This is a genomic window from Frigoribacterium sp. VKM Ac-1396, assembly GCF_015350895.1.
Taxonomy (GTDB): Bacteria; Actinomycetota; Actinomycetes; order Actinomycetales; family Microbacteriaceae; genus Frigoribacterium.
The window spans coordinates 542,365-563,634 of the sequence record NZ_JADKSD010000001.1 but is presented as its reverse complement, the minus strand read 5'-3'; the positions used below and the strand labels follow the sequence as shown (position 1 = coordinate 563,634).

Here is a 21,270-nt window from a genome sequence, read left to right as displayed (position 1 = left end):
TGCCGGGCAGGCGCTGCCGGGCCCTCGGCGGTCGGCGCACCGGGACGGCGAACGGGAATGGCCGCGCCCGGGGCCGAGTTGGGCCTGCCGTGACCTCAGATCCCACCACCCCGTCCGCGACCGTGAAGGTCGACATCTGGTCCGACATCGCCTGCCCGTGGTGCTTCATCGGCAAGCGGAAGTTCGAGGAGGCCGTGCGTCGCTTCGGCGGCCCCGTCGAGGTCGAGTACCACTCGTTCCAGCTGTCGCCCGACACCCCGGTCGACTTCGAGGGCGACGAGGTGGACTTCCTCTCGAGGCACAAGGGCATGCCGGCCGAGCAGGTCCGCGGCATGCTCGACACCGTGGCGGGCATCGCCTCCGAGGTCGGTCTCGCGTACGACTTCGAGCACCTCCAGCACACGAACACCGTGAAGGCGCACGAGCTGCTGCACTTCGCGAAGGCGAACGGCCGTCAGGTCGAGTTGAAGGAGCGCCTGCTCCACGCCTACTTCGAAGAGGGCCGCCACGTGGGTCGCGTCGACGACCTCGTGCAGCTCGCCGGCGACGTCGGCCTCGACGAGTCGGCCGCCCGTGAGGCGCTCGAGTCGGGTCGTCACCTCGACGACGTCCGTGCCGACCAGGCCCAGGCGCAGGCCTTCGGCATCTCGGGCGTCCCGTTCTTCGTCCTCGACGGCACGTACGGCATCTCGGGTGCCCAGGCACCCGAGGCGTTCGTCCAGGCCCTCGAGCAGGTCGCCTCCGAGGCGACTCGATGAGCGGGTCGGCCGACTCGCGAGCCGCCCTGCCGTCCAGCCCGTTCACCATGCTCGGTGCGATCGACGCCACGGTCTGCGAAGGGGACGCCTGCCTCATCGTCCCGGGGAGCGTTCCGCCGAGCGCCCCGGTCGCCTCCGACGCCGCGACAGCGGCCGACGAGCCCGGGAGGCGCGGCGTCAGTCGCTGATGTCGGCCACCGTCGCGTCGTACGCCGCGACCAACTCGTCCGCCTCGACGAAGGCGCTGAAGCCGTGTGCGCCCGCGCCGAGGGCGACGCGTCGACCGGTGACGCGGGAGTCCGCGACGACCGGCCACGCCGTCGAGCTGCCCATCGGGGTGATGGTGCCCCGCTCGTACCCCGTGGCCTCGAGGGCGACGTCCGCGCTCGGCATCGAGAGCTTGTTGACGCCGACGACGGACCGCAGCTTGGCCCACGAGATCTGGCGGTCTCCCGGGACGAGCGCGAACACGAACGACCCGTCGTGGCGCTTGACCACGAGGCTCTTCACGATGTCGGAGGGTTCGAGCCCCAGCAGGGCGGCCGCGGCCTCGAGCGAGTCGGCCGCGGGCCGGGCCACGATCTCGACCGCGAGGCCGCGCCGGGCGGCGTCGGCGCGGACCCGGTCGGTGCCCTCGGGCCGGTCGGCGTCGCGCCGGGCGTCGCCCCCACCGTCGCCCCCGGCGACCGCGTCGTCCAAACCACTCGTCAGCCCGCCGTCGCTCATGGGAGAATCGTAACGATGTCCACCACCACCCTGCCCTCGCGCGGCCTCTCGATCGGTCCGATCGACGTGGCCTCGCCGGTCGTGCTCGCCCCCATGGCGGGCATCACCAACACGGCCTACCGCCGTCTGTGCCGCGAGTACGGCGCCGGCCTCTACGTCAGCGAGATGATCACGAGCCGGGCGCTGGTCGAGCGGACGCCCGAGTCGATGCGCTTGATCCAGCACCACGAGTCCGAGACCCCGCGCAGCATCCAGCTCTACGGCGTCGAGCCCAACACGGTGGCCGAGGCGGTCACCATGCTCGTGGCCGAAGACCGCGCCGACCACATCGACCTGAACTTCGGTTGCCCGGTACCCAAGGTGACGCGCAAGGGCGGCGGTTCGGCCCTGCCCTGGAAGATCGGCCTGTTCCGCGAGATCGTCGAGGGGGCCGTCAAGGCCGCCGGCGACATCCCGCTGACGGTCAAGATGCGCAAGGGCATCGACTCCGACCACCTCACGTACCTCGAGGCCGGCCGTGCCGCCCAGGGCGCCGGCGTCGCGAGCATCGCCCTGCACGCCCGGACGGCCGCCGACTTCTACTCGGGCACGGCCGACTGGTCCGCCATCGCGACGCTGAAAGAGACCATCACCGACGTGCCCGTCCTCGGCAACGGCGACATCTGGTCGGCGGCCGACGCGTTGCGCATGGTCGACGAGACCGGCTGCGACGGCGTCGTCGTCGGTCGGGGCTGCCTCGGTCGACCGTGGTTGTTCGGAGACCTGGCCGCGGCCTTCCGCGGCGAAGACCTCAAGGCCGAGCCCACCCTCGGCGAGGTGGGCCGGGCCTTCCGCCGTCACGCCGAGTTGATGGTCGAGTTCTGGTCGGGCGACGAGGGGCGGGCCTGCCGAGACATGCGCAAGCACGTCGCCTGGTACTTCAAGGGCTACCCCGTGGGCGGCGAGGTGCGTGCCGCCCTGGCCCTCGCCGACTCGCTGCAGCAGATCGACGACCTCCTGGCCACGATGGACCCCGACGAGCAGTACCCCGGCGAGGCCGCCGAGGGCCCGCGGGGTCGTGCCGGCAGCCCCAAGCGGCCCGCGCTGCCCGACCGCTGGCTCGAGAGCCGCGACCTCGACGAGGCGTTCAAGGCCGAGCTCGCCGCGGCCGAGCTGCACCACAGCGGCGGCTAGGCACGACCGTCCGCTCGATCCCGTCCGTTCTTGACCGAGAGGCCCCGGTGTCCACCGAAGCCCTACCGAGTGCCGCCCCCGGGTACGACCCCGCCGACTCCGAACGCTGGCTGCCCGAGCAGCACTCGAACCGCCGCAGCGACTTCGCCCGCGACCGGGCCCGTCTGTTGCACTCGAGCGCGCTGCGTCGCCTCGCGGCGAAGACGCAGGTGCTCAGCCCGACGGCGGGTCTCGACTTCGCGCGCAACCGCCTGACGCACTCGCTCGAGGTCGCCCAGGTCGGGCGCGAGCTGGCGACCAGCCTCGGCCTCGACCCCGACGTGGTCGACACGGCCTGCCTCGCGCACGACCTCGGCCACCCGCCCTTCGGGCACAACGGCGAGCGGGCGCTGAACGAGTGGTCGGCGGACATCGGCGGCTTCGAGGGCAACGCGCAGACCCTGCGGCTGTTGACCCGCATCGAGCCCAAGGTCGTCGACGCCACCGGTCGCAGCTTCGGCCTGAACCTGACCCGAGCCAGCCTCGACGCGAGCTGCAAGTACCCGTGGCCTGCCGCCCAGGGCATCCCCGACCCCGGCGGACGCATGAAGTTCGGCTTCTACGACGACGACACGGCCGCCTTCGACTGGCTCCGGCGGGGCGCCCCCCGACGTCGGCGCTGCGTCGAGGCCCAGGTGATGGACCTCAGCGACGACATCGCGTACTCGGTCCACGACTTCGAGGACGCCGTGGTCAACGGCTACGTCGACGTCGCGAGCCTCGGCGCGCGGGTCGACCACGACGCGCTCGTCACGGCCATGCACGAGTGGGTCGGTGGCGAACTCAGCCGCGACGAGCTGACCGAGGCCTTCGACCGGTTGCAGGCGTCGCCGTTCTGGCTCGAGTCGTACGACGGCAGCCGCTTCGCCCAGGCACGCCTGAAGAACCTCACGAGCCAGCTGATCGGTCGCTTCGCGGGGTCCGCGACGCAGGCCACGCGCGAGTCGTACCCGGGCGACGCCCTGATGCGCTTCGGGGCCTCGGTCGTCGTCTCGCCCGACGTGATCGGCGAGATCGCCGTGCTCAAGGGCATCGTCGCCGCGTTCGTCATGACCCGCGACAACCGGCAGCCCATCTACCTGAGGCAGCGCGAGGTGTTGACCAGCCTGGCCGACGCCCTCTGGCAGGCGGGGCCGTCCGAGCTCGACCGTGGCTTCGCCGCCGACTGGGGCTCGGCCGACGACGACGCCGCGAGGCGACGCGTGGTCGTCGACCAGGTCGCGTCGCTGACCGACCAGAGCGCCATGGCCTGGCACGACCGGCTGACCGCCGGTCGCTAGGGCGAGCCGCCGAGGAGGCGCGGGTCCCCACCAGCCCCTCCGCGCCTCCTCGTCCTCCCGCGGTGGGCTCCTCGGGTCGGCGTCGTCGGTGGCGCGACCTACAATCGACACGTGCCCGGCCTGATCAAACGCAACGACATCGACGAGGTCCGGTCGCGCACCAACATCGCCGACATCGTCGGCGACCACGTCACGCTGAAGGGTGCGGGCGTCGGGTCGCTGAAGGGCCTGTGCCCCTTCCACGACGAGCGCAGCCCGAGCTTCCACGTGCGGCCCCAGGTGGGCCGGTACCACTGCTTCGGCTGCGGTGAAGACGGCGACGTCTTCAGCTTCGTCATGAAGACCGACCACACGACCTTCCAAGAGGCCGTCGAGCGCATGGCGGCGCGCATCGGCTTCGAGCTGCACTACGAAGACGGCGGGCAGGCCAGCGACCACGGCAACCGGGCGCGGCTCATCTCGGCGAACGAGGCGGCGCGCGAGTTCTTCGTGGGTCGGCTGACCGCCGCCGACGCCGAGCCGGCGCGGCGGTTCCTCGGCGAGCGGGGCTTCGACCCGGCGGCGGCCGAGCGGTTCGGCGTCGGCTTCGCGCCGAAGTCGTTCGACGCGCTCCGCTCGCACCTCACGGGCCTCGGCTACCGCGACGACGAGCTCGTCACGGCGGGGCTGCTCAGCCAGGGCGACCGCAGCCCGTACGACCGGTTCCGTGGTCGGCTGGTCTGGCCGATCCGAGACGTCACCGGGTCGACCATCGGCTTCGGTGCTCGACGCCTGCTCGACGACGACAAGGGCCCCAAGTACCTCAACACCCCCGAGACGCCGATCTACCACAAGTCGCAGGTGCTCTACGGGCTCGACCTGGCCCGACGCGACATCTCGAAGGGCAAGCAGGTCGTCATCGTCGAGGGCTACACCGACGTCATGGCCTGCCACCTCGCCGGGGTCACGACGGCCGTGGCGACCTGCGGCACGTCGTTCGGCGTCGACCACATCAAGGTGCTGCGCCCCATGCTCGGCGACGTCGGCGGGGCCGACACGTCGACCGGCGGCGAGGTCGTGTTCACCTTCGACCCCGACGAGGCGGGGCAGCGGGCCGCGTCGCGCGCCTTCGCCGAAGAGCAGCGCTTCGCCGCCCAGACCTTCGTCGCGGTGGCCCCCGACGGCCTCGACCCGTGCGACCTGCGGCTGAACCGGGGTGACGACGCCGTGCGGCGACTCATCTCGACCAAGCGTCCGATGTTCGAGTTCATGATCCGGCGGCTGATCGACGGGCACGACCTCGAGACGGTCGAGGGGCGCGTGTCCGCGCTCCGGGCGGCCGCTCCCGTCGTCGCGGGCATCCGCGACCGCTCGATGACCCAGGGCTACGTGCGGTCGTTGGCGGGCTGGTTGGGGCTCGACCCGGCCGACGTCGCGACGAGCGTCGACGACGCCCGCCGCGCCTCCTCGGCCCAGCACGCGCTCGAGCGGTCGCAGCCGAAGAGCGTGTCCGACGGCCGGCAGTCCATCACCAGCCTGCCGCCCGTGCCCGACGAACCGGCGGGCCCGAGCCTGCTGACGTTGCCGGGCGACCTCACCACCCGCACCGAACGCGACGCCCTCATGGCGATGCTGCAGCACCCCGCGACGGTGGGCTTCGACCTCATGCAGCGCGCGGCCCGGGCTCGCATCGAGAACAGCGCGCTGGCGGTCGTGCGCGACGCCATCGGGGCCAGCCTCGACCGGTTCGACTCGTCGGACTGGCTCGACGTGGTGCTCGGTCAGACGCCGTCGCCGTTCGACTCGTTGGCGAAAGAACTGGCGATCGCCCCGATCCCCGAGCGCGAGGGGCGAGAGATCACGACGTACTGCCGCGGCATCGTGGTGTCGATCGTCGAACGCGACCTGATCCGCGAGAAGTCCGAGCTGCTGGGCCAGTCGTTCCGCACCGACGTCAAGGCCGAGCCCGAGCGGTGGCGCGAGATCCAGGTCCGCATCGCGGCGGTCGAGGCCGACCGGCGGGCGATCCGACAAGAGTAAGGCGTGAGCCCCGGCCCGAGGCCCGGGCTTCCGACGTCTGCGCCGCGGGGCGCGCCGCGACGACCAGGCCTGCGTCTGAACGCGCATACATCGGTGGCGAGCGGCCTCGTCGTCGGTCCGACCAGTTGGCAAGGGTTCGTTGCGGGCCTGTAAACAGTTGCGCGATGAGCCGGTTGCACGCTCACGGGTGTGTTACCAATGAACGTTCCCCGAAACGGCCGCGTCCACAGCACGGCCCGGGACCCCTTGCACACAGAGAAAGAGGTAACCGGATATGACATCCGACTCCACGCTCGCCCGACGCGCCCTGGCCGTCGTCGGTGGCGCCGCTGCCACCGCGCTCGTCCTCTCGGGCTGCGCCTCCGGTGGTGACGCGACCGACGCCCTCGACGGTCTCAGCATCGGCACGACCGACGTCATCACGTCGCTCGACCCGGCCGGCTCGTACGACAACGGCTCGTTCGCCGTCCAGAACCAGGTGTTCGGCTTCTTGACGAACGCCCCGTACGGCAGCCCCGACGTCGAGCCCGACCTGGCCGAGTCCGCCGAGTTCACGAGCCCGACCGAGTACACGGTCAAGCTCAAGGACGGCCTGACCTTCTCGAACGGCAACGCGCTGACCTCGAGCGACGTCAAGTTCAGCTTCGACCGCCAGCTCGCGATCGCCGACCCCAACGGCCCCTCGTCGCTGCTCGGCAACCTGGCCAGCACCGACGCGCCCGATGACACCACCGTCGTCTTCACGCTGAAGTCGGCCGACCAGACCTGGCCGCAGGTGCTCTCGAGCCCCGCCGGCCCGATCGTCGACGAGGACGTCTTCTCGGCGACCGCGCTGACCGACGCCGACGACATCGTCTCGGGCGACGCGTTCTCGGGTCAGTACAAGATCACCGACTACTCGCAGAACGAGACCATCGCCTACGAGGCCAACGACGCCTACGACGGCGTCCTCGGCGCCCCGAAGACCGACTCGGTCACGGCGACGTACTACACCGAAGAGACCGACCTGAAGCTCGCCGTCCAGAACGGCGACGTCGACGTCGCGAACCGCAGCCTCAGCCCCACCGACCTGGCCGACCTGGCCAAGGACGACTCGCTGACGGTGCACAACGGCCCCGGTGGCGAGATCCGTTACCTGGTGTTCAACCTCGACACCATGCCCTTCGGTGCCACGCAGCCCGACGCCGACGCAATGAAGGCGCTGGCCGTCCGTCAGTCGGTCGCCGACACGGTCGACCGCGAGGCCCTCGCGAAGGACGTCTACAACGACACCTACACGCCGCTCTACTCGGTCGTCCCCGACGGCCTGACCGGTGCGACCAAGCCCCTCGAGGGCCTCTACGGCGACGGTCAGGGCGGCCCCGACGTCGACAAGGCCGCCGCGGCCCTGTCGGCTGCCGGCGTCAGCACCCCGGTGTCGATCGACCTGCAGTACAGCCCCGACCACTACGGTGCGTCGAGCGACGAAGAGTACGCGCTGATCAAGTCGCAGCTCGAGGCCAGCGGCCTCTTCACCGTCAACCTGCAGTCGACCCTGTGGGACACCTACAGCACCGAGCGCCGCGAGGACGCCTACCCCGTGTACCAGCTGGGTTGGTTCCCCGACTTCTCGGACGCCGACAACTACCTGACGCCGTTCTTCAGCGCGGACAACTTCGTCGGCAACCACTACGACAGCCCGACCGTCCAGGGTCTGCTGACGCAGGAGATCGGCGAGCAGGACGCCTCGGCACGTGAGGCCGTCATCGGTCAGATCCAGGACGCCGTCGCGGCCGACCTGCCCACGCTGCCGCTGCTGCAGGGCACGCAGGTCGTCGTCTCGCAGTCCGACGTCAAGGGCGTGGACGACACGCTCGACGCGTCGTTCAAGTTCCGTTACGGTGCGCTGAGCCGCTGACGCGCCTCCTCGTCCCCTGAGCCCCGCCGGTCCGCCGGCCGGGCTCGGGGGCCGGGGGACTCCGCACCACGGCCGTACGCCGAGGGGGCGACCCGCGACACCGCGGGGCGCCCCCTCCGGCCTGCGACCGGCACCACACCATCGAAAGGCCCAACGACGTGACCCTGATCACCGACGGCTCCCTCACGGCGCCGCCCACCTCGACCCCCGGGAAGTCCCGGGGTTCCGGCGGCGGCGGCCTCGGACGCTACATCGTGGTCCGCGCGATCCTCATCGTGCCGACCGTGTTCATCCTCGTCACGCTCGTGTTCTTCCTGATGCGCGTGGTCGGCAACCCGATCACCGCGTCCGTCGGTGGCCGGCTCACCGAGGCGCAGCTGCAAGAGCGCCTCGCCGCGGCCGGTTACGACCGACCGGTCATCGTGCAGTACCTCGAGTACCTCGGCCAGATCGTCCGCGGCGACTTCGGCACGACCGCGACCGACAACCGCGCCATCAGCGACATCCTGCTGCAGTACGGCAGCGCCACCATCGAGCTGGTCTTCTACGCGCTGATCGTCGCGCTCGTGCTGGGCATCCCGCTCGGCATGCTCGCCGCCTACGTGCGCGACCGTTGGCCCGACGCCATCCTGCGCGTCCTGGCGATCCTCGCCTACGCGACCCCGGTCTTCTTCGCCGGCCTGCTGCTCAAGCTGACCTTCTCGGTCTGGCTCGGCTGGCTGCCCCTCGGCGGTCGCGCCAGCACGCGCGTGGCCATCGCCCTCGGTCGGATCGACAACCCGACGGGCATCTACATCGTCGATGCCCTGCGGACGGGCAACGCGACGATCATCACCGACGTCCTGTCGCACGCGGTCCTGCCGGCCCTGGCGCTCGGCGTCCTGACCGCCGGCATCTTCTTGCGCCTGGTGCGCACCAACGTGATCGGCACCCTCGGCTCCGAGTACGTCGACGCGGCGCGCTCGCGTGGCGTCAGCGAGTTCCGCCTCGTGCGGGCCCACGCGCTCAAGCCGGCGCTCATCCCGATCATCACCGTGATGGGCCTGCAGATCGCGATGCTGCTGGGCGGCTCGGTGCTGACCGAGACGACCTTCGGCTGGCGGGGGCTGGGCTTCCAGCTGCAGCAGTACCTGTCGGCCCGCGACTTCGTCGCCGTGCAGGGCATCGTCGCCGTGCTGGCCGTCATCGTCGCCGTGACCAACTTCGTGGTCGACGTGATCGCCGCGCTGATCGACCCCCGGGTGAGGTACTGACCATGACCGACGAAACCGTCGCGGCCGACCGCCGCGAACCCTTCTTCCGGCGCCTCCCCGTCGTGGCCCAGATCCGCCGCTCGGTCGGGCTGCAGCGCGGCATGCTGCTCACCGGCGTCGTCATCGTCGCGGTCTTCGTGCTGCTGGCGGTGTTCGCCCCGCTCATCGCCCCGTACGGCTTCGGCCAGCTGCGCGGTGCCACCGAGGCGTTCCCGCGCCAGGCGCCCCCGTCGGCCGAGCACCTGTGGGGCACCACGGTCGGCGGCTACGACGTGTTCAGTCGCGTCATGTGGGGCACCCGCACCGCGGTGGCCGTCGTCATCGTGGCCGTCGTGCTCTCGATCACCATCGGCGTCACCCTCGGCCTGATCTCGGGCTATCTCGGCGGCTGGCTCGACCGCGTGCTGGTCGTCATCGCCGACGCCGTCTACGCGTTCCCGTCGCTGCTGCTCGCCATCGTCGTCTCGATCGTCATCAGCGGCGGCCAGTCGAGCCTCTGGGGCGGCATCGTCTCGGCCGGCATCTCGATCACCGTGGTCTACGTGCCGCAGTACTTCCGGGTCGTCCGGGCCGAGGCCACCCGGCTGAAGGCCGAGGCGTTCGTCGAGTCGGCGAAGGTCAACGGCAGCAGCACCGGTCGCATCATGTTCAAGCACGTCCTGCGCAACGCGACCCGCAGCCTGCCGCTCATCCTGACGTTGAACGCGTCCGAGGCGATCCTGACCCTGGCGGCCCTCGGGTTCCTCGGTTTCGGCATCGGCCCGACCGCGGCGGCCGAGTGGGGCTACGACCTGAACCGCGCCCTCTCCGACACGGCGAGCGGCATCTGGTGGACCGGCGTCTTCCCGGGTGCGGCGATCGTGCTGATGGTGCTCGGCATCACGCTGATGGGCGAGAGCATGAACGACCTGGCCGACCCGCGCCTCCGGACCCGCCGTCGCGCGAAGCGCAAGACGGGGCCCACCCGTGCGGTCGAGCAGGCACCGACCACGACGAACGACGAGGTGACCGCATGAGCGCCGACACGACCACGACGGGCCGAGCGGCCACCCCCCGCGACGAGCGCCCCGTCGCCGTCGGCATCACCGACCTCGAGGTGACCTTCGCGACCGACGGCGGTGACGTGGCCGCCGTCCAGGGCGTGACCCTCGACGTGCGTGCCGGCGAGGTGCTCGCGATCGTCGGCGAGTCCGGCAGCGGCAAGACGGTGACGGCGAAGACGATCCTCGGCCTGCTGCCCGAGACCGCCGTCGCGACGGGAGCCGTGCTGCTCTCGGGGCAGAACGTGCTCGAGGTCGGTGCGAAGAAGGTGCGTGAGCTGCGCGGCACCGACGTCGCCATGGTGTTCCAAGAGCCTTCGACCGCGCTCAACCCCGTCTACACGGTGGGCTGGCAGATCGCCGAGGGCCTGCGGGCCCACGGCAAGGTCGGACGCAAGGAGGCGCGGGTCAAGGCGATCGACATCCTGCGTCGCGTGGGCATCCCCGACCCCGAGACCCGCGTCGACTACTACCCGCACCAGTTCTCGGGCGGGCAGAAGCAGCGCGTGGTGATCGCCATGGCGCTCGTGCTCGACCCGTCGGTGATCGTGGCCGACGAACCGACCACGGCCCTCGACGTGACGGTGCAGGCCGAGATCCTCGACCTGCTGCGCCGCTGCCGAGACGAGTTCGGCACGGCCATCGTGCTGATCACGCACAACATGGGCGTCGTCGCCGACCTCGCCGACCGGGTCGCCGTGATGTACCTCGGCAAGGTGGTCGAGCAGGCCCCGGCCGTCGAGCTCTTCGCGAACCCGCAGGACGACTACACGAAGCGGCTGCTCGGTTCGGTGCCGAAGCTCGAGGCCCGCGGTCACACCCAGCAGGCACAACCGGCCGACAGCGAGGTCGTCGTGCGCGCGCGCGGTCTCGAGATCGAGTACCCGGGGCGCCTCGGTCGCGGTGGGTTCCGGGCCGTCAAGGGCGTCGACTTCACGATCGCCCGCGGCGAGGTGCTCGGGTTGGTCGGCGAGAGCGGTTCGGGCAAGACCACGATCGGGCGGGCCATCGCCGGCCTGACCAAGGTCACGGGCGGTTCGCTCGAGGTGCTCGGCGTCGAGATGAACGGCGTGCACGAGCGGGACTTCAAGCCGAAGCGCGCCGACATCGGCTTCGTGTTCCAAGACCCCGCATCGAGCTTCAACCCGCTGCTCACGATCGCCGAGTGCGTCGCCGAGCCGCTCATCGTGCACGGCCGGGCGAAGGACGCCCGGGCCGCCCGCCCCCGCGTCGACGAGCTGCTCGAGGCGGTCCAGCTGCCGAAGTCGTTCGCCGACCGGTACCCGCACGAGCTCAGCGGCGGCCAGCGTCAGCGGGCGAGCCTCGCCCGTTCGCTCGCCCTCGACCCGACGCTCCTCATCGCCGACGAGCCCACCAGCGCGCTCGACGTGTCGGTCCAGGCCCGCGTGCTCGAGCTGTTCACCGAACTGCAGTCGCAGCTGGGCTTCGCGGCCCTGTTCATCAGCCACGACCTCGCGGTCGTCAACATGCTGGCCGACCGCATCGGCGTGCTGTTCCACGGTGACCTGATCGAGAGCGGTCCGAACGACCAGGTGCTCGGTGCTCCCGAGCACCCGTACACCCAACGCTTGCTGGCCTCCCTGCCGGTGCCCGACCCGATCGAGCAGGCGTCGCGGCGCGAGCAGCTCGCCCGGCTGGACCGCGAGGCGGCGGCGGACGACGCCCGCTCGGCCACCGGCGGCCCGCACGTCGGCGGGGTGGTCTGAGGGTGGCGACCCGCGAGCTCGACCTCGACCGGCCGATCGCCACCGACGACCTGTCGCTGCTGTACCCCGCACGGGCGGGGCATCCGTCCGTGCGTGCCGTCGACGGTGTGACCTTGCGGGTCGAGCCGGGCGAGATCGTCGCCGTCCTCGGCGAGAGCGGGTCGGGCAAGTCCACGCTCGCGATGGCCCTGGCCGGGCTCACCGGCACCGGGCGCGTCGACGAGGGGCGGCCCCGCCTGGTCGGCGGCACCGCCCGCGTGTTCGGGCAGGACGTCGGCAAGATGTCGGGTCGACGACGCGACCGGCTCTCGACCATGGTCGGCTACCTGGCGCAGGACGACGGCGAACGCCTCAGCCCCGACCTCACCGTCGGCGAGGCCATCGCCGAGCCGATCTACCTGCGCGACCGGAAGTTCGACCGCACCGAGGCCGGGCGCATCGTCGCGACGCTGGTCGACGGCGTCCACCTGCCGCTCGGCACCATGCTCAAGCACACCTGGGAGCTCAGCTCGGGCCAACGCCAGCGCGTCGCGCTCGCCCGCAGCCTCGTCCTCGAGCCCCCGCTGCTCATCGCCGACGAGCCCGCGCGAGGGGTCGACGTGCTGGTGCGCCAGGCCGTGCTCGACGTGATCAAGAACCTGCACGAGGGGCGTCAGTTCTCCGCACTCGTCGTGACGTCGTCCGTCGCCGAGGCGCGCGCCATCACCGACCGCGTCGCCGTCATGCGCGGTGGTCGCCTGGTGGGTCTCGGCGACATCGACGACGTGCTGCGCACCGGCATCGACCCCTACGTCAAGGTGCTGTCGCAGACCACGCCGATCGACATCATCCGGCCCGAGGAGCGCGAGGCGTCCCGCCGGGCCGCCGACGCCGACGGCCGCACCGACCGCACGGGCCCCGAGGCGCCGTGACCGCCGGGTCGACCGACGCCGGCTCCGGGCAGGACGCGCTCCGGGCGACGAGCCCGGGAGGCGCGCGCGGCCACCGCGCGGTCGTCACCGCGGGCCCCGTCCTCACGCCCGGGCGACGCCCGACCCCGGGCCCCGTCTCGGTGGCCCCCCGCGAGACCCCGGTCTTCGTCGAGGCCGTCCGTGCCGGGGGAGCCGAGGTCGTGCCGCTCGGCCCCGACACCCGGGGCCTCGTCTGGCTCTCGTACCGTGACCCCGCGGGCCTCGCCCGTGCCCTGGACGACCACCCCGGCATCGAGTGGGTGCAGTTGCCCTACGCCGGAGTCGACGCCTTCGCCGAGGTGATCGCCGCACGGGCCGATCGCGCCCTGCCGCTCTGGACCAGTGCCAAGGGGGCGTTCGCCGAGCCCGTCGCCGAACACGCCCTGATGCTCGTGCTCTCGCTGCTGCGGGTCGTGCCGCAGCGCGTCCGGGCGACGTCGTGGGCGACCGAGCAGCAGGGCCGCTCGCTCTACGGGGCCCACGTCGTCATCGTCGGCGCCGGGGGCATCGCGGTCGAGCTGATGCGCCTGCTGGCACCGTTCGACGTGCGGGTCACGGTCGTCCGACGATCGGCCGACCCCGTCGCGGGTGCCGACCGGACGGTCGCCGTCGACCACCTCGACGAGGTGCTGCCCGGCGCCGACGTCGTCGTGCTCGCCGCCGCGGCGACGCCCGGCACCGCCCGTCTCCTCGACGCGCGGCGGCTCGCGCTGCTGCCGCCGACGGGCGTGCTGGTCAACGTCGCCCGCGGCAGCCTGGTCGACACCGACGCCCTCGTCGACGCCGTCCGGGCCGAACGGCTCTGGGGTGCCGGCGTCGACGTCACGACGCCCGAGCCGCTGCCCGACGGCCACCCGCTGTTCGACGAACCGCGCGTCATCGTGACACCCCATCAGGCGGACACCCCCGAGATGACGGCGCCCCTGCTCGCCGAACGCATCCGCCACAACGTGCGCGCGTTCGTCGGCGGAGGCGAGTTCGTCGGCGTCGTCGACCCGCACTTCGGGTACTGAGGCCTGTCCCATGACGGCCCGACGCGCCGGGTCGCCACCGTGGTCCGTCGGGCCCTCAGATCTTTGCTAGAGTTGTCTCCGCTGTCACGGACGAAGGTCTGAGGCGGCTGCCATTCCTCGATAGCTCAATTGGCAGAGCAGCCGGCTGTTAACCGGCAGGTTGTTGGTTCGAGTCCAACTCGGGGAGCGAAGGCCCAGAGGCTCCACCCTCTGGGCCTTTTCTCTTTCCTGCCGTCGGTGCCCTGCGGCCCGCAGCGGGGTCGAGAACGACGGAGGCGCGTCCTGCGGTTCGCAGGACGCGCCTCCGTGGTCTCGGGGTCGGCTCGGGCGGCGGTCAGTCCTCGAGGTGGTCGACGCCCGGCAGCCAGGTGCCGCCCGGCTGACCCCAGCCCTTCTTGCGGACGGCCTTGGCCGCCGCCTTGTGGAAGGGGTGCTCGAGCCGGTCGGCGTACAGCACGCCGTCGAGGTGGTCGTACTCGTGCTGGAAGACGCGGGCGAGCCAGCCCCACGCCTCGATCTCGACCTCGTGGCCGTCGAGGTCGGTGGCGCGCAGCACCACGCCGTCGGCCCGTCGCAGCGGAAACCTCTCGCCGGGCACCGAGAGGCACCCCTCGGACTCGGACTCGTCGTCGAGGGGCTCGATCGACAGGGGGCTCTGCCAGAGCGTCGGGTTGATGGCCACGCCCCGCCAGAGCTCGCCGTCGTCGTCGGTCCACGAGTAGACGAAGAGGCGCTTGCCGACGCCCACCTGCGGGCCCGCGAGGCCGACGCCGGGCGCGGCGTCCATCGTCTCGAACATGTCGGCGACGAGGGTGCGCAGGTCGTCGTCGACGACCGTCACCTCGGAGGCGGGGGAGTGGAGCACGGGGTCACCCGTGATGGAAATCGGTCGAACGGCCATTCGTCCAGACTATCCAGCGCCACGGCGCTAGCGTGGACGCCGTGACGACGGACATCGGGGATCTCACCCAGCAGGTATCGCTGACCCCCTACCAGGCCCTCGGCATCCCCATCGCCCTGGTCGGCGCGGTGTTCCTCTCGATCGGTGCGCAGTTGCAGCACCGCGGGGTCGCCAAGGTCGAACGTCGCATCGGAGCGGCGAAGAGCGGCATGAACGTCCGGCAGGTGCTCGCGCTCGTGGGCCGACCGTCGTGGGTCATGGGCACCCTGCTGCTCGGGCTCGCCATCCTCTTCCAGCTCACCAGCCTGCGCATCGCCCCGCTGCTCGTGGTGCAGCCCCTCGGCGCCGTCGCGCTGGTCATCACGGCGGTCCTCAACTCGCGATCCACCGGTCGAAAGCTCGACCGTCGTGCCAAGCGCGCCATCCTGTTCTGCGTCGGAGGGGTCGGCCTGTTCGTCACGGTTGCGGCGTTCACGGCGATCGAACCCGAGATCACCACGCGGCAGCTCGTCACCGTGCTCGTGATCCTCGCCGTCGTGGGGGCCGCGCTGGGCATCGCGTTCGCCCTGCTGCGACGTCGCCGCAGCGCGCTCTTCTACATCATCGCCGCCGGGGTGCTCTACGGCTTCGTCGCGACCCTGGCCAAGGTCGTGCTCAACCGCGTCTTCGCGGGCAACTTCGACTGGCTCACGATCGTCTGCATCGTGTTCCTGCTCGCGGCGGGCCTGCTCGGCGGGTACTTCGTGCAGAACGCCTACTCGTCCGGCCCGCCCGACCTCGTCATCGCCGGCCTCACGGTCGTCGACCCCCTCATCGCGGTCGGCATCGGCATCGTCGTGCTGGGCGAGGCGCAGAACGCGCCGCCCGTCGCCGGGGTCTTCTTCGTCATCGCCGCGGCGGTGGCCGTCTACGGCGTGTTCCAGCTCGCCAAATACCATCCGCAGACCCGAGCCTGAGCTAGCGTGGGGTCGTCGCGACCGACGGCTCCACCACCCGTCGACCGCGTGACGCGCCACACCGGCCACCGAGCACGAGAAAGACGCCACGAACCGTGACCACCGCCCCGACGCCCTCGGAACCCGGCCGCCCCGTCGACGCGGCGTCGGCAGACGACGCCAGCCGCGCCTTGTCGGGCTCGTCCGACCGCCTGACCGTGCTGATCGCCGGCGACACGTTCCCGCCCGACGTCAACGGCGCGGCCAACTTCACCGAGCGACTCGCCGTCGGGCTCGCGCAGCGCGGCCACGACGTGCACCTCATGGTGCCGGCGGCCAGCCGACACCACGGCACGTTCTTCGAGCAGCACGGCGGCGTCACCCTGACCGTGCACCGGCTCTACTCGACGCGCTGGCCGCTGCACGACTGGCTGCGCTTCGCGACGCCGTGGCGGGTGCAAGAGCACGCCGATAAGATCTTCGACGAGATCCACCCCGACGTCGTGCACATCCAGTCGCACATCGTGATGGGCCGCGGGGTCGCGCAGGTCGCCGAGCGCCGCGGCGTGCGCGTCGTCGCGACGAACCACTTCATGCCCGAGAACCTGCTCGAGCACACCGGCCTGCCGAAGGGGTTGCGCGCGAAGGCCACCCAGATCGCGTGGAACGACGCCAGCAAGACGTTCCACAAGGCCGCCGCGATCACGACGCCCACGCAGAAGGCCGCGACGTTCCTCGAGAAGTCCGTGGCCGTCACCGGCGTGCTGGCCGTCTCGTGCGGCATCGACGCGAGCCACTACACCGCACTCGCCACCCGCCCCGAGGCGAACAGGATCGTGTTCGTCGGCCGGGTCACCGCCGAGAAGCAGATCGACGTGCTGCTCCGCGCCATGACGCTGCTCGACCCCGCGCTCGAAGCCACCCTGACCATCGTCGGCGGCGGCGACCTGTTCAAGCAGTTGCAGGCGACCAGCCGTGACCTGGGGCTCGCCGACGTCGTCACGTTCGCCGGCTACCTCTCCGACGACGAGCTGCGTCGCACGCTGACCGAGTCGACGGTGTTCGCGATGCCGTCGATCGCCGAGCTGCAGAGCATCGCCAGCCTCGAGGCGATGGCGTCGGGCCTGCCCATCGTGGTGGCCGACGCCATGGCCCTGCCGCACCTGGTCGACGAGGGCGAGAACGGCTACCTGTTCCGGCCGGGCGACAGCAGTGACCTCGCCGACAAGCTCACGACGGTGCTGACGAAGAGCGACGACGACTACCTCGCCATGCGACGGGCGAGCCTGAAGATGATCGAGGGGCACGACATCGAGCGCACCTTGAGCGTGTTCGAGAGCCTGTATCGTGGTCAGCCGGTGGTCCCCTCCACCGACGCGGCGTCCGACCGCGCGCACTGACGGTCGACCGCGGCACCGCCCCGGCCGACCCCGGCTCGCACCGGTGGGTCGACGCGAGGGGCGGTAGCTCAGCCGGTTAGAGCAGTCGACTCATAATCGATCGGTCACGGGTTCAAGTCCCGTCCGCCCTACCCGTCGTGCCGCGGCGGCCTGCCGCCGGTGCCGTGGCGATGTGCCACCGGTGCCGTGGCGATGCGCCACCGGTGCCGTGGCGGCATCCGCGCCGGTACGGATGCCGGCCGATGCCCGGGGTCCACGGCCTGTGGCCTGCCGAGAGCCCGGCCACGTCGTCGCACGGTTCGCCGCGTGCGTGGCACGATGTCGACCATGTTCACGAAGCGGCCCCGACAGCCGGAGCCCGACCCCGACGCCTGGGGCGGCGACTCCTCCGACGACGACAGGCGATCCGGCCCGGCCCGCATGGGCGTCGGGGCGCAGGTGTACGTGCTCGACTCCGACGAAGACCCCGCCACGCCGTTCCCGTACGGTCCGACCGGCATCGTCGTCCGGGCCGGTGGCAGCGCCTGGCAGGGCGTCTCGGCCATCGGCGGCTCGGCCCGCACCTGGTGGGTCGAGTTCGACTCGCCCCAGATCGACCGCGACGGTGACGGGCCCGTGTCACAGGCCCAGGTCGCCGAGCGGTGGCTGCGCCTGGCGCCCCTCGCCTGAACGGTCGCCCCCCACCCGCTCGTCCCGCTCGTCCCGCCCCGTCCCGTTCCTCCCGTTCCGTCGCACCCCGTTCCGTAGCACCCCGTCCGTTCCGCCGCGAACTCCCCGTCGCCGTGCGGGCAACTCCTTCTTCCTGCTGCGCCCTTCCGGGCGGGCCCCGAGTTTCCGGGCCCGGGCGGCCGGGGTGCGACACCAGCCCTGCATTGCCGACGCGGTGCGTTCCCGTCGGCAGTCGCGCGCCCCGGGAATGCCGAGCCCCACCACGCGGTTCACCGAAGTACATGCAAACGCATGCAGATGTTCTAAGGTGGAGCAATGCAGTTCGGAATCTTCAGCGTCGGCGACATCACGACCGACCCGACCACCGGTGTCACCCCGACCGAGGGCGAGCGCCTCAAGGCGATGGTCACGATCGCCAAGAAGGCCGAAGAGGTCGGTCTCGACGTCTACGCGGCCGGCGAGCACCACAACCCGCCCTTCGTGAACTCGAGTCCGACGACGCTGCTGGCCTACATCGCCGCGCAGACCGAGCGCATCGTGCTGAGCACCGCCACCACCCTCATCACGACGAACGATCCGGTGAAGATCGCCGAGGACTTCGCGCTGTTGCAGCACCTCGCGGGCGGCCGCGTCGACCTCACGCTCGGCCGGGGCAACACGGGGCCGGTCTACCCGTGGTTCGGCAAGGACATCCGCCAGGGCATCAACCTGGCCATCGAGAACTACGCCCTGCTGCACCGTCTCTGGCGTGAGGACGTCGTGGACTGGAAGGGCCACTTCCGCACCCCGTTGCAGGGCTTCACGGCGACCCCCCGCCCCCTCGACGGTGTCGCCCCCTTCGTCTGGCACGGCTCGATCCGCAGCCCCGAGATCGCCGAGCAGGCCGCCTACTACGGCGACGGGTTCTTCGCGAACCACATCTTCTGGCCCGCCTCGCACACGAAGCAGATGGTCGAGCTCTACCGCACCCGTTTCGAGCACCACGGCCACGGCCGCGCCGACCAGGCGATCGTCGGCCTCGGCGGCCAGGTCTTCCTGGCCAAGAACTCGCAGGACGCCAAGCGGAACTTCCGTCCGTACTTCGACAACGCTCCGGTCTACGGCCACGGCCCGAGCATGGAGGACTTCACGAGCCAGACCCCGCTCACGGTCGGCAGCCCGCAGGAGGTCATCGACCGCACCCTCGGCTTCCGTGACTACGTCGGCGACTACCAGCGCCAGCTCTTCCTGATGGACCACGCCGGACTGCCGCTCAAGACGGTCCTCGAGCAGCTCGACATCCTCGGCAGCGAGGTCGTGCCCGTCCTGCGTCGCGAGTTCGCGGCGAACCGTCCGGCCGGCGTGCCCGACGCGCCCACGCACGCCTCGCTGGTCGAGGCAGCGGCCCGCACGGCGGAGTCCGCCGCACCCACCGCGCACGACGCCCTCGTCGCGTCGTCCGCCCGCTGAGGACCGCAGGAGGCGCGCCATGAGCACCAAGAAGATCGTCGCCCTGTCCGCCGGGCTGAGCCAGCCGTCGTCCACCCGCCTGCTCGCCGACCGCCTCGTCGAGGCCACGACGCGTGACCTCGTCGGTCGCGGGTCGTTCGTCGAGGTCGAGGTGGTCGACCTGCGCGACCTCGCGCACGAGGTGACCGACGCGATGCTGACCGGCTTCGCGCCTCCCGCCCTCGCGGAGGCACTCGAGAAGGTGGCGACCGCCGACGGCGTCATCGCGGTCACGCCGGTGTTCTCGTCGTCGTACAGCGGGCTGTTCAAGTCGTTCGTCGACGTGCTCGACCGCACGGCGCTGACCGGCACGCCCGTGCTGATCGCGGCGACCGGGGGCACGGCCCGGCACTCGCTCGCCCTCGAGTACGCGGTGCGGCCGCTCTTCGCCTACCTGCAGGCCGTCGTCGTGCCGACCTCGGTCTTCGCGGCGTCCGAGGACTGGGGCGAGGGCGACGGCACCTCGACGACGCTGCCCGAGCGCGTCACGCGTGCCGCGGGGGAGTTCGCCGAGCTGGTCGACCGGCACCAGGGCGGCGCGGACGACCCGTTCGCGGCCGTCGTGCCGTTCGACGAGCAGCTCCGTCGCCTCGCCGTGGGCGGCGACGACCCGCAGTCCTGAACCGCCGTCCTGACCCGCCGGACGAGGAGGCGCGGTGCCGGCCTCGAGCCCGTGCCGTGCGTCGGGGCATGAACCGCGCCTCCTCGGCGTTCACCCCTGTCAGACCCCAGGAGGAACGATGACCGACGTCACGCCCGAGAACCACGGCACGAGCCGAGCCGACGACGCGTCCGGCACGGCGGTCGGCCAGGCCGAACTCGACCGCTTCCACGCCCTGCGCCGCACCCGCGCCGTCTCGGCGCAGGGCCCCTTGGCTCTGACCGGCACGCAGTGGGTCGACCACGAGCAGACGGTCTGGGGCGTGCCGGGTCGCTGGGCTCCGACGCCGCAGGGCGTGTCGGGGCTGGCCCTCACGGCGACCGCGGCGGACGGCATCCACGTCGACGGGGACCTCGTCGACGGCACCGTGATCGTGGCCGGCGACGACGCGATGACGCCGAGTGCCCTGAGGTTCTCGGCGACGACCACCGGCACGGTGATCGCGAACGACGACCACACGGGCTACGCGCTGCGCGTCTGGGACTCGGCCTCGGACGCCGTCACGGGGTTCGGGTCGATCGACGCGTTCCCGTTCGACCCCGACTGGGTGGTCACGGCCGACTTCGTGCCGACCGCGCCCGACGCGCAGATCGACATCCGCCACCAGAAGGACCTCGAGCTGAGCCGACCCAAGCCGCTGCCCGGGCTCATCCGGTTCACGCGTGACGGGGTCGACCACGAGCTCGCGGCCTTCCCGTCGGGCGACGGCGACCGGTTGCAGCTCGTCTTCGGCGACGCGACCAACGGTGACAGCACGTACTCGGTGGGGCGCTTCCTCTTCCCGACCCCGAACGGCGACGGCACCATCACGCTCGACTTCAACCGGGCCGTCCTGCCGCCCTGCGCCTTCTCGTACGCCTTCAACTGTCCGATCCCGCCGGCCCAGAATCGGTTCACCGTGCCGATCGAGGCGGGCGAGAAGAACGTCCTGGACTCGGCCGGGCAGCCCCTGCACTAGCTGCGACCGACGAGATCGGCCTGCGTCGTCGGTCCGCGGTGTCGGTCCGCGGTGTCATCTATGGTGTCGGCTCGCGGTGTCATCCCATGCTGTCGGCCCGCGGTGGGATGATCGGACGGTGTTCTTCCTGCTGCGTCGCCTGCCCGACGGCGACGCCGAGCTGACGCGCTTCGAGCGCGGACCGTCGGGCCGGCTCGAGGTGGCGGGCGTCGAGACGATCGCGGCAGCCGACCTGGCGCCCCGGGTCGCCCGGCTCGAGCACGACCACTCGCCCCGCTGGGTCTGGGACGACACCCCGCGGTGGTACCCGCGCCTCCTCGACGCCGGGGTGACGGTGGCCCGCTGCGTCGACCTGCGGCTCGTGCACGCCGTCCTGAGGGCGT

The 21,270-nt window shown here is 71.5% G+C and carries 19 protein-coding genes, 2 tRNA genes and 2 pseudogenes; 21 read left to right on the top strand and 2 right to left on the bottom strand.

Features of this window, described 5'->3' with window-relative positions:
• Positions 1–89: 89 nt before the first annotated feature.
• Positions 90–758, top strand: coding sequence for a DsbA family oxidoreductase (locus ITJ55_RS02670; protein ID WP_194593962.1), 669 nt, complete (start codon positions 90–92; stop codon positions 756–758).
• On the top strand, positions 755–946 hold the full coding sequence (locus ITJ55_RS15855) for a hypothetical protein (RefSeq protein WP_228497547.1): 192 nt from the start codon (positions 755–757) through the stop codon (positions 944–946). Before ITJ55_RS02670 ends, ITJ55_RS15855 begins: the two co-directional genes overlap by 4 nt.
• Here ITJ55_RS15855 and ITJ55_RS02665 read toward each other — a convergent pair.
• Complete coding sequence (locus tag ITJ55_RS02665) at positions 936–1,484, bottom strand: aminoacyl-tRNA deacylase (RefSeq protein WP_194593961.1); 549 nt, start codon at positions 1,482–1,484, stop codon at positions 936–938. The genes ITJ55_RS15855 and ITJ55_RS02665 overlap by 11 nt on opposite strands.
• Before the next feature lie 15 nt (positions 1,485–1,499).
• Between ITJ55_RS02665 and dusB the strand changes: the two genes are divergently transcribed.
• The 11 genes and pseudogenes from dusB (at position 1,500) to ITJ55_RS02615 (ending at position 14,062) form a co-directional block, all read left to right on the top strand.
• Positions 1,500–2,657, top strand: coding sequence for a tRNA dihydrouridine synthase DusB (dusB, locus tag ITJ55_RS02660; protein WP_194593960.1), 1,158 nt, complete (start codon positions 1,500–1,502; stop codon positions 2,655–2,657).
• A 47-nt stretch (positions 2,658–2,704) separates the two neighbouring features.
• A complete protein-coding gene (locus ITJ55_RS02655) occupies positions 2,705–3,976 on the top strand; it encodes a deoxyguanosinetriphosphate triphosphohydrolase (protein ID WP_194593959.1) in 1,272 nt (423 codons plus the stop codon).
• Positions 3,977–4,087: 111 nt separating this feature from the next.
• Positions 4,088–5,995 (top strand): DNA primase, encoded by a 1,908-nt coding sequence (gene dnaG / locus ITJ55_RS02650; RefSeq protein WP_194593958.1) that lies wholly within the window; start codon positions 4,088–4,090, stop codon positions 5,993–5,995.
• 274 nt (positions 5,996–6,269) lie between these two features.
• Positions 6,270–7,892: an ABC transporter substrate-binding protein gene (locus ITJ55_RS02645; protein WP_194593957.1), complete on the top strand. Its 1,623-nt coding sequence runs from the start codon at positions 6,270–6,272 to the stop codon at positions 7,890–7,892.
• Positions 7,893–8,050: 158 nt separating this feature from the next.
• Positions 8,051–8,344 (top strand): annotated as a pseudogene (locus ITJ55_RS16430) (ABC transporter permease); the annotation flags it as partial.
• A gap of 114 nt (positions 8,345–8,458) precedes the next feature.
• A complete protein-coding gene (locus tag ITJ55_RS16425; RefSeq protein ID WP_370544063.1) occupies positions 8,459–9,145 on the top strand; it encodes an ABC transporter permease in 687 nt (228 codons plus the stop codon).
• Positions 9,146–9,147: 2 nt separating this feature from the next.
• The gene (locus tag ITJ55_RS02635; protein WP_194593955.1) at positions 9,148–10,161 is read left to right on the top strand and encodes an ABC transporter permease; all 1,014 of its coding nucleotides are present in this window, start codon (positions 9,148–9,150) and stop codon (positions 10,159–10,161) included.
• Positions 10,158–11,912 carry an ABC transporter ATP-binding protein gene (locus ITJ55_RS02630; protein ID WP_194593954.1) on the top strand — a complete coding sequence of 585 codons (1,755 nt, stop codon included), beginning with the start codon at positions 10,158–10,160 and terminating at the stop codon, positions 11,910–11,912. The genes ITJ55_RS02635 and ITJ55_RS02630 overlap by 4 nt, the downstream gene beginning before the upstream one ends.
• A gap of 2 nt (positions 11,913–11,914) precedes the next feature.
• Positions 11,915–12,823: a dipeptide/oligopeptide/nickel ABC transporter ATP-binding protein gene (locus ITJ55_RS02625; RefSeq protein ID WP_370543980.1), complete on the top strand. Its 909-nt coding sequence runs from the start codon at positions 11,915–11,917 to the stop codon at positions 12,821–12,823.
• Complete coding sequence (locus tag ITJ55_RS16420; protein ID WP_370543979.1) at positions 12,820–13,875, top strand: NAD(P)-dependent oxidoreductase; 1,056 nt, start codon at positions 12,820–12,822, stop codon at positions 13,873–13,875. Before ITJ55_RS02625 ends, ITJ55_RS16420 begins: the two co-directional genes overlap by 4 nt.
• 114 nt (positions 13,876–13,989) lie before the next feature.
• Positions 13,990–14,062 (top strand) — tRNA-Asn (locus tag ITJ55_RS02615).
• 147 nt (positions 14,063–14,209) lie between these two features.
• On the opposite strand, the gene def is transcribed toward ITJ55_RS02615, so the two are convergent.
• The gene (gene def, locus ITJ55_RS02610) at positions 14,210–14,776 is read right to left on the bottom strand and encodes a peptide deformylase (RefSeq protein WP_194593953.1); all 567 of its coding nucleotides are present in this window, start codon (positions 14,774–14,776) and stop codon (positions 14,210–14,212) included.
• Positions 14,777–14,817: 41 nt separating this feature from the next.
• On the opposite strand from def, the gene ITJ55_RS02605 reads away from it, so the two are divergent.
• From ITJ55_RS02605 to ITJ55_RS02570, 8 genes and pseudogenes are all read left to right on the top strand, one after another.
• Positions 14,818–15,732, top strand: a complete 915-nt coding sequence (locus ITJ55_RS02605) for a DMT family transporter (protein ID WP_194593952.1) — start codon at positions 14,818–14,820, stop codon at positions 15,730–15,732.
• Positions 15,733–15,827: 95 nt separating this feature from the next.
• The gene (locus ITJ55_RS02600; RefSeq protein WP_370543978.1) at positions 15,828–17,111 is read left to right on the top strand and encodes a glycosyltransferase; all 1,284 of its coding nucleotides are present in this window, start codon (positions 15,828–15,830) and stop codon (positions 17,109–17,111) included.
• A gap of 57 nt (positions 17,112–17,168) precedes the next feature.
• A tRNA-Ile gene (locus ITJ55_RS02595) sits at positions 17,169–17,242 on the top strand.
• A gap of 196 nt (positions 17,243–17,438) precedes the next feature.
• Complete coding sequence (locus ITJ55_RS02590; RefSeq protein ID WP_194593951.1) at positions 17,439–17,780, top strand: hypothetical protein; 342 nt, start codon at positions 17,439–17,441, stop codon at positions 17,778–17,780.
• Positions 17,781–18,095: 315 nt separating this feature from the next.
• Positions 18,096–19,229, top strand: coding sequence for an LLM class flavin-dependent oxidoreductase (locus tag ITJ55_RS02585; RefSeq protein ID WP_194593950.1), 1,134 nt, complete (start codon positions 18,096–18,098; stop codon positions 19,227–19,229).
• Positions 19,230–19,248: 19 nt separating this feature from the next.
• The gene (locus tag ITJ55_RS02580; RefSeq protein WP_194593949.1) at positions 19,249–19,890 is read left to right on the top strand and encodes an FMN reductase; all 642 of its coding nucleotides are present in this window, start codon (positions 19,249–19,251) and stop codon (positions 19,888–19,890) included.
• Between the two features lie 118 nt (positions 19,891–20,008).
• The gene (locus ITJ55_RS02575; RefSeq protein WP_194593948.1) at positions 20,009–20,887 is read left to right on the top strand and encodes a DUF1684 domain-containing protein; all 879 of its coding nucleotides are present in this window, start codon (positions 20,009–20,011) and stop codon (positions 20,885–20,887) included.
• A 118-nt stretch (positions 20,888–21,005) separates the two neighbouring features.
• Positions 21,006–21,270 (top strand): annotated as a pseudogene (locus ITJ55_RS02570) (bifunctional 3'-5' exonuclease/DNA polymerase); the annotation flags it as partial.

Excerpts from the sequence above, each read along its gene's own strand:
- ITJ55_RS15855 (WP_228497547.1), top strand. The coding sequence starts at position 755 with ATGAGCGGGTCGGCCGACTCGCGAGCCGCCCTGCCGTCCAGCCCGTTC.
- ITJ55_RS02665 (WP_194593961.1), bottom strand. The coding sequence starts at position 1,484 with ATGAGCGACGGCGGGCTGACGAGTGGTTTGGACGACGCGGTCGCCGGG.
- dusB (WP_194593960.1), top strand. The coding sequence starts at position 1,500 with ATGTCCACCACCACCCTGCCCTCGCGCGGCCTCTCGATCGGTCCGATC.
- ITJ55_RS02645 (WP_194593957.1), top strand. The coding sequence starts at position 6,270 with ATGACATCCGACTCCACGCTCGCCCGACGCGCCCTGGCCGTCGTCGGT.
- ITJ55_RS02635 (WP_194593955.1), top strand. The coding sequence starts at position 9,148 with ATGACCGACGAAACCGTCGCGGCCGACCGCCGCGAACCCTTCTTCCGG.
- ITJ55_RS02630 (WP_194593954.1), top strand. The coding sequence starts at position 10,158 with ATGAGCGCCGACACGACCACGACGGGCCGAGCGGCCACCCCCCGCGAC.
- def (WP_194593953.1), bottom strand. The coding sequence starts at position 14,776 with ATGGCCGTTCGACCGATTTCCATCACGGGTGACCCCGTGCTCCACTCC.
- ITJ55_RS02590 (WP_194593951.1), top strand. The coding sequence starts at position 17,439 with ATGTTCACGAAGCGGCCCCGACAGCCGGAGCCCGACCCCGACGCCTGG.
- ITJ55_RS02585 (WP_194593950.1), top strand. The coding sequence starts at position 18,096 with ATGCAGTTCGGAATCTTCAGCGTCGGCGACATCACGACCGACCCGACC.
- ITJ55_RS02580 (WP_194593949.1), top strand. The coding sequence starts at position 19,249 with ATGAGCACCAAGAAGATCGTCGCCCTGTCCGCCGGGCTGAGCCAGCCG.
- ITJ55_RS02575 (WP_194593948.1), top strand. The coding sequence starts at position 20,009 with ATGACCGACGTCACGCCCGAGAACCACGGCACGAGCCGAGCCGACGAC.